This is a genomic window from Robertkochia flava (assembly GCF_020166515.1).
In the GTDB taxonomy this organism is placed as follows: Bacteria; Bacteroidota; Bacteroidia; order Flavobacteriales; family Flavobacteriaceae; genus Robertkochia; species Robertkochia flava.
In genome coordinates, this window is record NZ_JAINZT010000002.1 from 290,761 (window position 1) to 299,312 (window position 8,552).

7 protein-coding genes are annotated in these 8,552 nt (G+C 45.4%); 3 read left to right on the top strand and 4 right to left on the bottom strand.

All coding sequences use genetic code 11. The features are described from left to right. Positions 1–126: 126 nt before the first annotated feature. A complete protein-coding gene (locus K7R11_RS01740) occupies positions 127–1,062 on the top strand; it encodes an SPFH domain-containing protein (RefSeq protein WP_224488161.1) in 936 nt (311 codons plus the stop codon). 29 nt (positions 1,063–1,091) lie between these two features. On the opposite strand, the gene K7R11_RS01745 is transcribed toward K7R11_RS01740, so the two are convergent. The 4 genes from K7R11_RS01745 to K7R11_RS01760 form a co-directional block, all read right to left on the bottom strand. Beyond that, the gene (locus K7R11_RS01745; protein WP_224488162.1) at positions 1,092–1,301 is read right to left on the bottom strand and encodes a hypothetical protein; all 210 of its coding nucleotides are present in this window, start codon (positions 1,299–1,301) and stop codon (positions 1,092–1,094) included. 10 nt (positions 1,302–1,311) lie between these two features. Further along, on the bottom strand, positions 1,312–1,653 hold the full coding sequence (locus tag K7R11_RS01750; protein ID WP_224488163.1) for a phage holin family protein: 342 nt from the start codon (positions 1,651–1,653) through the stop codon (positions 1,312–1,314). A gap of 43 nt (positions 1,654–1,696) precedes the next feature. Next, the gene (locus tag K7R11_RS01755) at positions 1,697–2,026 is read right to left on the bottom strand and encodes a YtxH domain-containing protein (protein ID WP_224488165.1); all 330 of its coding nucleotides are present in this window, start codon (positions 2,024–2,026) and stop codon (positions 1,697–1,699) included. A gap of 154 nt (positions 2,027–2,180) precedes the next feature. After that, positions 2,181–3,866 (bottom strand): glutamine--tRNA ligase/YqeY domain fusion protein, encoded by a 1,686-nt coding sequence (locus tag K7R11_RS01760; RefSeq protein WP_224488167.1) that lies wholly within the window; start codon positions 3,864–3,866, stop codon positions 2,181–2,183. Positions 3,867–4,466: 600 nt separating this feature from the next. Here K7R11_RS01760 and K7R11_RS15065 point away from each other — a divergent pair. Then, the gene (locus tag K7R11_RS15065; protein ID WP_224488169.1) at positions 4,467–6,317 is read left to right on the top strand and encodes a T9SS type B sorting domain-containing protein; all 1,851 of its coding nucleotides are present in this window, start codon (positions 4,467–4,469) and stop codon (positions 6,315–6,317) included. A 37-nt stretch (positions 6,318–6,354) separates the two neighbouring features. Further along, positions 6,355–8,529, top strand: coding sequence for a PorP/SprF family type IX secretion system membrane protein (locus K7R11_RS01770; protein ID WP_262899766.1), 2,175 nt, complete (start codon positions 6,355–6,357; stop codon positions 8,527–8,529). The last annotated feature ends 23 nt before the right edge of the window (positions 8,530–8,552 follow it).

The window sequence follows — 8,552 nt, forward strand, 5'->3', positions numbered from 1 at the left end:
CAGAATAGGAAAGCCGGATTTTATCCGGCTTTTTTATTGGAGATCACAGAATTGTAACATTTGATGGGTTCACATGACATATAGAGAATATAAGTTGTAATTTAACACAACATAAAATTCCATAAAATGACATTTTTCTATTTACCCTTATTAGCAGTTCTAACCCTGTTGTTCACTTTAGGGATGTTCTTTATCGTAAAACAGCAGACGGCTGCGGTTATTGAACGCCTGGGAAGGTTTCACAGCATCAGGAATTCCGGATTGCAATTAAAGATCCCGATAATAGACCGTGTTTCCGGTCGGTTAAGTTTAAAGATCCAGCAGCTCGATGTGATCGTGGAAACCAAAACCCTGGATGATGTTTTTGTGAAGCTCAAGGTTTCGGTCCAATATGTGGTTATTAAGGAGAAGGTGTACGAAGCCTTTTATATGCTGGAATATCCGCACGAACAGATCACCTCTTACGTATTTGACGTAGTAAGGGCGGAAGTACCAAAGATGAAACTGGATGATGTCTTTGTTAAAAAGGACGATATTGCGATAGCGGTAAAGGCCGAACTACAGGACGCTATGCTGGAGTACGGGTATGACATCATAAAAACCCTGGTAACAGATATCGATCCGGATGCACAGGTAAAGGCGGCCATGAACCGCATTAACGCCTCGGAAAGAGAAAAAATAGCGGCCCAATTCGAGGGAGATGCCGCCAGGATACTTATTGTGGAAAAAGCGAAAGCAGAGGCCGAAAGCAAGCGCTTACAAGGGCAGGGTATCGCAGACCAGCGAAGGGAAATTGCCCGCGGACTGGAGGAATCTGTAGAGGTACTCAATAAAGTAGGGATAAATTCGCAGGAAGCGTCGGCACTAATCGTTGTCACCCAGCATTATGACACCCTTCAGGCTATAGGGGAAGAAACCAACAGCAATTTAATCCTGTTGCCGAACTCCCCCCAGGCCGGCAGTGATATGCTCAACAACATGGTGGCCTCCTTTACGGCCAGCAACCAGATAGGCGAGGCCATGAAGAGGCAAAGTCAAAAAAAGGATTCTGATAAGAAATAAGGAAAGGCCCGGGGAACCGGGCCTTTTTTTTATTTGAATATCTTGCTGATGATCTTGGCGATCACCGCTTTTTTTGCCAGAAAACTTGTGGCACTGCCGAGGATACTGAAAAAGCTCATCTGTTGGCGGGCTTCGTTATATTGCTGCGTAACCCTGGCTTTTTCGAGCTGCGCCTCCGTTTTCAGGATTTCCAATTGCAGGTCGATCTCTTCAAAACTACTGTAAATATGCTTAGCCATCCGTTGTGGTTTAATCGAAGAATTCTTTAGAGGATGCCTTCAGAATACGGACATCCAGACGTTTTTTAAATACTTTTACGAACAGGAAGAGAATGATGGCATAAAAGAGGCCCATGATAATAAAGGCCAGCGGAATATTATCCAGCCATCCGGCCAGAGACCATGCCCCGGCCAGTGAAATAAAGATGACGGTCAAAAATAATATGGCGCCGATAATGAGAAAATGAACAAAGGCAGTAGCCCCTTTCATTAATTTTTTGAACAAACTCAGCTTGTAATACTCCAGTTGTTTCTCAATGTATTCCTGGCTGTGTTCGTTTATATGCTGTACATTCTCCTTTAAGTTGCTCAAGGTCTCCTGTTTTTAAGTTCAGTTAGGATGCTGTTCCCGGTGGTTATTTCTGCAATTTGGCGTTTTGTGCCTTCAGGTCTTCCAGTTTCGATTCCAAAGCATCGATGAGGTCTTCCGTTTTGTAGCTCATGCTGGATAAAGCACTTTCCAGGTTGGTGTCAAATTTAGCCCTGGCTTCTGATAATTTTGCACTCATATCAGCCTTGGTCTGGTTGAGTTGCTTTTCCATATCTTCCTGAGCCTTGCGGGCTTTCTTTTTAATTTTTTTGCGGGTTTCCTCGCCCTTGTCGGGGGCGTACAATAGCCCGACGCCTGCACCGATTAACGCTCCGGTTAACAGTGCTACAATCGTACTTCCAGTGTTGCTGTTCATAATCTTATACATTTTAAATTCACCCCTTAAAGTAAGGAATTTATAGGGTTTAACCATAGAAAATACGTTATAATAACTTAATTTTGAGTTAAATACGATGAAATAAAAAAAGCACCCGCTACGGGTGCTTTTTAAAATAAATATACCAATCGGTTTATTTCTTGTTTTCAATTTTAGCCCAGCTATCTCTAAGACCTACGGTTTTGTTGAAAACCAGTTGATCTGCTGTGCTGGATTTGTCTGCACAGAAATACCCTAAACGCTGGAACTGGTAACGATCTCCGGGCTTTGCTTCTGCAAGACTTGGCTCGACATAGGCGGTTGTAATTTCCAGGGAGTCGGGATTGATGAACTCCATAAAGTCTTTTTCCTTGTCTTCTTCAGGCTCGGCAACGGAGAAAAGCCGGTCGTACAGTCGAACCTCTGCCTTTACAGCGTGCGCTGCAGAGACCCAATGCAAAGTTCCCTTTACTTTCCGGGTACTCTCCGGGGTGCCGCTGCCACTTTTACTGAGCGGATCATAGGTACAGTGCACCTCCAGGATTTTTCCGTTATCATCCTTTACTACGTTTTCGGCCTTTATGATATAAGCGTTTTTCAGGCGCACCTCACCACCCAGCTTCAAACGGAAGAACTTTCTGTTGGCTTCCTCGCGAAAATCCTCACGCTCGATATACAGTTCTCTTGAAAAAGGCACTTCCCTGAACGTAAGTTCTTCTTCCTCAGGATTGTTTTCCGCCTGCAATTGCTCTGTCTGTCCCTCAGGATAATTGGTGATCACGACCTTGAGCGGATCGAGCACCCCCATAACTCTGGGCGTTATCTTATTCAGGTGTTCCCGTGCACAGAATTCCAGGAGGGAAACATCTATCAGGTTCTCGCGTTTTGCAATTCCTATGGTGTTGGCAAAATTCCGGATGGACTCCGGGGTATACCCCCTGCGGCGTAACCCGCTAATGGTAGGCATTCTGGGGTCATCCCAGGCTTCTACCACCCCTTCCTGTACCAAACGCAACAGTTTACGTTTACTCACCACGGTGTGACTCAGGTTCCTTCTGGCGAATTCCCTTTGTTTAGGTCGCACCTTATTCGGGTCATAGACCTGGTCGAGGAACCAGTCGTACAGCTCCCGGTGCATGGCGAATTCAAGGGTACAAAAGGAATGCGATACCTGTTCCAGGTAATCGCTCTCTCCGTGCGTCCAGTCATACATGGGATAGATACACCAATCGGATCCGGTGCGGTGATGCTCCTTATGCATAATGCGGTACATGATCGGGTCGCGCATGAGCATATTCTGATGCCCCATGTCTATTTTTGCCCTTAAAACGTGTGCTCCGGCCTGGAATTCTCCGTTTTTCATGCGTTCGAACAAGTCGAGATTTTCGTCAACACTGCGATCGCGGAACGGGCTGTTGGTTCCCGGACGGGTAGGCGTACCTTTTTGCTCGGCTATACTTGCCGCATCCTGGCTGTCTACATAGGCTTTTCCCTGTTTAATGAGCTCAACGGCCCAATCGTATAATTGCTGGAAATAATCGGAGGCATAACACTCTTTATCCCATTCAAAGCCAAGCCATTCCACGTCCCGTTTAATCGCTTCCACAAATTCCCGCTCTTCCTTTTCCGGGTTGGTATCGTCAAAACGCAGGTTAACCGGGGCCTGGTAATCCAGGCCTAAACCGAAGTTCAGGCAAATGGAACTGGCATGTCCGATATGGAGATAGCCATTGGGCTCCGGTGGAAAACGAAATCGGAGGTTATTTTTTTCAAAGCCATTTCGAAGATCTTCTTCGATAATGTGCTCTATAAAATTCAGTGATTTTACTTCTTCTGCCATTAGCGTAAATTATAGCGGCAAAATTAAGAAATTAGAAGGTTTCTCAGAGTTATTAACAATAATAATCGGGGAGAGGGGAGTATACCGTATGGTATATTTGTATTTCACTTATTAGGAAAACTCTTATAATCAAATACTTGCCATATAAAATAGGATGTTTCACCACAATTGTCAATAATTGTTGAAAAATTCTAATAACTTTAGGAAAATAATTGCAAAAAGGTTTACTTTGTAATTACCCAAATTAATACCTATTCAATAATGAAAGCCTTACAGCCCCACAGATTAATCTTTCTGCTGCTTGCAGTATTTTCGCTAGCAGGGGTTTCCGTATGTGCTGCTCAAACATTGGGAAAACCAACCCCCGACTTCTCTTATGCTTGTGCATCTTCCTCGTTTAATGACTTTGCTGTTTCTTTTTCATGGCTGTCACCAGCGGTCGCATCGGACAACCAGTTTATCCTCGAATTATCTGACGCAAACGGATCTTTTTCAAATCCGACAATATTAAGCACTTTGTCAGATAAGAATACATCCTACGAATTTAAATTCAACATTAATTTCCCGAACACAACAGCAGGAGATTCCTACAAAGTTAGAGTGAGAAGTACTAGTCCTCAGAAGGTTAGTGCAGAAAGCGATGCGTTTTCCGCCTATTACATGAAGGTAAACGAGGCGCTTGTACTTAACAATTACCAGGAAGCGTCCATGTGTGAAGGTACCGGGTATATACTAAGTGTAGATAACTATCCAAATGAACCGGCCTATAACTGGTATAAGGATATGGCCCTGATCCCCGGTGAAAATGGGTCCTTCATAGAAGTAACCGAGCCCGGGATTTATTTTGTGGAAATAGATTATGGGGATTACTGTTCCATAGCGACCTCTTCCAATCTTGTGGAAGTTTACCAACCCAGTTCGCTGGGCATTTCTTTGCTGGGTGATGCCAATGTTACCCTTTGCCAGGGAGACGCCTATACCCTTGAAGCCAATTATAACGAAACTACCCTGGTGTACAAGTGGTATAAAGATGGCAACCTGATCGTGCAGAACAATAGTCATACCTATACGGTAGATGCTTCCAACCCCGGATTTGAAGGGAAGTACAACCTGGTGGTGGAAAATACGCTGACCGGATGTGAGGAAGCCTCGAACATTATTACCGTGGGTTCAGATGGATTTAACGCCAACATGAACACCCCGGACGGACTGGTATTATTACCCGGGAAATCCGTTAGTTTAAATGTAACCACCTCGGCCAGTAATCCATCATTTGAATGGTATAAAGATGAAGTACTTATGGCCGGTCAGAACGGTTCCCAGATATCGGTGAACGCTCCAGGCGTATATAAAGCCAAAGTAATTGGAAACGGATCCTGTGTGACCGAAAAATTCACCCCTGTTGCAGAGGTGATTCTTCCGGATGCCTTTGCGGTAAGCATGAACACCGGTGGGTATACCGACTGCATGACCGGGTCCCTCACCCTGAATCTCGATAAGATCGAAGCGGTTGCGGGGAATGACCGCTATGTGCTTGCGGAATCTTCCCTGGCGCTTTTCAGTTATCAGTGGATGTTAAATGGAACGTCAATAGCGGGACAAAACAACAGAAGCATTACCATCAACGGGATAGATGCCTCCGGTATTTATGCGCTTCAGGCAAGTTTTAATACAGAAACCGCCCTGTCTCAGGAACTGGACGTTAAAATGGGAATTACAGAAACGCCTCAGATCGATGCCCCGGTAACGATTACCTGTAATGATGGTGTTTTACTCGATATTACCTCTAACATGACCTCTTCGGCATACACCTATGTATGGTATCGCAATGGGGTGGCCATGTCTGAAACAGCAGCCAACCTGCAAACCACGCTTCCGGGCACCTATAGTCTTGAGGTAGAAGCCAACGGTTGTACTGTACGTTCGAATGAGGTGACAATTTCAGAAGTGAGTGCCGATATGGTGCAGCTTGACGTACCGTCTAAATTTTCGATTCCCGAAGGACAAAGCAGGATTGTGACAGCCACCGGCGGGGAAAGCTACATTTGGTATGATGCCGATTATAACGAACTGAGCACCTCGGCCTCTGTAGAACTATCTGCTGAGGGACAGTACATGGTGAAGGCTCTGGTAGGGAATTGCGAGGTGGTTAAGACCCTGGAATTATCCTTCCAGCTTAGCTACAGCGTACCCAATGCCGTTACTCCCAATGGCGATGGCTTCAATGATCTCTGGATCCTGCCATCGGCCTATGCATACCAACCGGATATTCAGGTAACGATTTATAACGAAAGCGGCGTTCAGGTGTTTTCTTCTGTAGCATACCAGAACAACTGGCCGGAATCGTCAGATAATATGAATTATAACGGAGCCAAGCCTCCGATCTATTACTATACCATAAGCAAAGGAAAGGAAATTGTGAAACGAGGAACCATTACCGTGGTGAAGTAGATAAGGAATAATGATCAGAAATTGGTGCTACATATTGATGTTTATGTTGTTTGGTGCCTGGGTACACGCCCAGGAGGAGACCCCTGTGGCTGCAATTCAAATTCCTTCGCAGAACCTGCTGAAGTTTAACAGGTTCCTTATTAACCCTACCTTTTCGACGGTAAATGAGGATAAATCATACCTGAATTTCTACCATCGAAACCAGTGGGCGGCCTATGAAAACAATTATAACACCTACCTGGCCAGTTATTCCGGAAGGATTGGTGACCGCATGGGGGTGGGCTTAAGTGTTTACCACCAGAATTTCGCCACCATTTCCAATTTCGGATTAATGGCAAACTATGCCTACGGGGTTAAGCTGGCCGAGAAGAGCAACCTGACCTTTGGTTTTAACCTGTCTTATTACAACAGCGGTATTGATGACAGTAATCTCAATACTGCCCAGCCGGACGATCCGCTTCTGGTAGGACTCGACGGCAGTTCAATGGTGAGCTTTCAACCCGGGATCAACCTTTCTTTAGGAAGTTTTGACCTTGGGGTTTATGCAGAGAACCTGTTCGATTACAACCTGCGTACCAATGAGTCGTTAACCAGCTTCGGTGAAAAGACCTATACCGGTCACCTGATGTATACCCGAAAATTTCAAAATGGTTCAGGAATGTTTGAGAACGGGAAATTCAGCGTTCTCTCCCGAGCAAGAAATATTGCCGGAGACGACCTGAATCTGTCGGGAAGCCTCATCCTGGACCTGCCCAAGCTGGGGTGGCTGGAAACGGGGTATGACGATTTTTACGGCGTTGCTGCGGGACTTGGCTTTAACCTGACCGACCGGATCTCCATAGGATATACGGCCGAAAAAGGGATTGATGACCAGATCTCCAATTTCGGGGTAACCCACGAAGTTCACTTTGCTTACTCCTTTACTCCTACACTTACCGAAAACAGGGTTTACGAGGATTTCAGCGAAGAAAACCAAATGGTATATTCGGAGGAGGCGCAGGATTCCATCAAGGATAAAAATGCTGAGATCGCCAGGCTGCGTGAATTGGTGGAAGAGAACAATATGATCATCGAAGAGATGATGTTCAGGCAGGATTCTATGGAAGAGGCCAGGCAGAAGTATATCAATAAGCGATTTGCTTACATGCAGAAGTTCATTAAAGATTATGCCAATAAGGAGAATCAGGGGCAAATGAACGCGCAACTGCAGCAGTTTAAAAAAGACATCGAAGAAGGGGTGGCATTTAGAGAGCCCTCCATAGATACCGATAAGTATAAAAAGAACGAGGCGGCTAAACCGGAACCGGTTTCCTATGCCAGCCAAAACACACTGGCCGCGGCGGACATACCTGTAAAGGAAACCGCTGACAAGGCAGTAAAACGATCAGTTACAGATCGAGATACCCAATCAGAAGCTGCGGCCCCGAAAAGGGGAAACACCTCTCTTCAGGCCACGACCACCCAGCGTGTCGATGGAGCAGGGAAGGGGTATTACCTGATCGCGAATGTGTTCCGTAAGGAATCTAACCTGAACCGTTTCCTGAAGGAATTGGAAGAGAAGGGAATTAAGGCCTCTTCCTTCAAAAAGAACGGGTTGAATTATGTATACCTGGAGCGATTCGAGAAACTTGCTGATGCGCGTGTTGCATACGAATCCAATCTCGATGGTGTCTACCAGGGCAAATCATGGGTCTTGCGCATTAAGCAGGACAGCGATATGCCGGAGCGAAACAGAACCGAAACCCGACTTGCAAAGGCGGAGCTACCCGAGCTGTTATCGGATAAAAATGGTATCGCATCTGCAGATCAGAAAAACAAGGATTACAAATCTTTTATCAACCGACAGAGAGCAGTAATTTCTGAATGTACCGAACGGTATGTAAATAACCTCATGAAGCCCTTCCTTAAACCGGAAGAGCGGGAAGTGCTTTTTGCCGAAAACAGAGAGGTTACCCCCAGAAAGACCGATGATCTTAAAGGATATTACATCGTCGCCAATGTGTATAAGAATGAACAATACGCCAGGCGATTTGTGGAATCCCTAAAGAAAAAAGGAATTGAAGCTAATATTTATATCAACCCAAGAAACAATTATAAATACGTTTACCTGCAGAAGTACAACTCATGGCGGCAAGCCGTGGGCTCGTACAGGTCTAATGTCAACTATACCTATGAAGATGACATCTGGATCATGCCGGTAGGAAGTTCATAGAGCTACTAACTGAAGCCCCCTAA